At 43.9% G+C, this 1492-nt stretch carries 1 protein-coding gene and 1 pseudogene; both read left to right on the top strand.

Annotation, left to right across the window (positions count from 1 at the left end; translation table 11 throughout):
* Positions 1-585, top strand: a pseudogene (locus HC733_RS22200) (hypothetical protein); the annotation flags it as partial.
* Positions 585-1409: a hypothetical protein gene (locus HC733_RS22195; RefSeq protein WP_190367150.1), complete on the top strand. Its 825-nt coding sequence runs from the start codon at positions 585-587 to the stop codon at positions 1407-1409. The pseudogene HC733_RS22200 and the gene HC733_RS22195, both read left to right, overlap by 1 nt.
* Positions 1410-1492: the final 83 nt, after the last annotated feature.

Below are 1492 nucleotides of genomic sequence, written 5' to 3'. Positions count from 1 at the left end.
TCATTTACTGGCCCGTTCATCATAACAGCGGTGTTGTCAGAGCTTGTGACTGTAGACAATATTCAAGGCAGCACGCTACGTATTTTAACCCCGCTGAAACGCACTTACCCCGCTGGGGCCACCATATCAAGCGCCTATGTATTGGGCGACTTACAAGCTACCACCAAAGACGAACGAACCTTAAGCGCTTGGCAAAACAACTTTGGTGCAACAGGTTCACCCGCTTCCAGTGCCATCAACACCACTCAATACCCAATTGAACTTAGCAACATAGGCGCAATTGCTCAGCGCTGGGCCATCGTGTTTACCAGCTCGACAGATTACAAATTGATTGGTGAGCATGTGGGCACGATTTACCACGGCTCCACAAGCGCCGATTGTGCGCCAATCAACCCTTTTGCAGGCGCGCCTTACTTACTCATTCGTAAAGAAGCGTTTGGTGCGGGCCTCAATCCCGGTGAGTGCTTTTTATTTGAAACCACCACAGCGAGTAAACCCATTGCGTTAACTCGCTCGGTTTCACCCGGGCATTCAGAGATTAAATACGACTCTTCAACTTTGGCATTTAGAGGAAACAAAGACTAATGACAACACCAGTAACAGTATATAGATGGGATGATGAAGGTGCCCCGCAAATTAATCAAGCTTATGGCACTGGCAGCGAAATAAGAGCCGTGCTAAATGCATGCTTGGTTGATGGTTACGGCGCGAAGCAACCGCTAGGCTGGACTAAAGTACACGACAACATTAACGGTGTGGTATATCAAAATAATACAGAGATTGGTTCAGGTGGCATGGTGAGGTTTTGGCCTAAAGGGCTGGATTGGGAGCAGTCATTGAGTAGTAACCCCATGCTGTTTCAAGGAGCTAAAACATTTATAGATACTGAAACACCATTTCATGCTGGGTACACGCAAGCATTAAAGCACCCTGTTTCATCAAGTTCAGAGTCAGAACAAAAAGCGTGGGTAATTATCGGAACAGGCTATGCGTTTTATCTAATAATGGGCTGGGTTGATGAGTTAAAAAATAACACCCACGCTAAGTATAAAATGATTTCAGGTACTAATTACAACTTTTCAATGTTTTGTGGTGATATCCATTCTCGACTCAATGGAGATGCGGGGAAATTCATTGCATTTTGCGATTCGTTAAGCGCGAATACAGAATCGACGTCATGGTCAAACACGCTGGATTATATGACGAAAGATTTAGACTCAGGATATTTAAACAATTACCCCAACATTTGGGATGCAGATAACACAGATGCATACCGCCCCTATGCCCCTAGAAAAACATTCAATGTAATCAAAAAAGAAATGGTAGAGATTGAAAACGATATCATTGGGTATGCACCAGTTCCGTTAATGTCGATTGTGACCTTACGGCAAGATAGCGCAAATAAGTAAAAACCATCCGGCATACTTGATTGCAACCTAAACAACTAAGGTGTGATCAATGAATACCACAACATCATTAGAGCAAATTAAAG

Source organism: Pseudoalteromonas sp. S16_S37 (genome assembly GCF_014694405.1).
Taxonomy (GTDB): Bacteria; Pseudomonadota; Gammaproteobacteria; order Enterobacterales; family Alteromonadaceae; genus Pseudoalteromonas.
Note: the sequence above shows the minus strand (reverse complement) of the source record. Positions and strands in the feature narration are given on the sequence as shown.

Coding starts and splice junctions, on each gene's coding strand:
- HC733_RS22195 (WP_190367150.1), top strand. CDS start 585: ATGACAACACCAGTAACAGTATATAGATGGGATGATGAAGGTGCCCCG.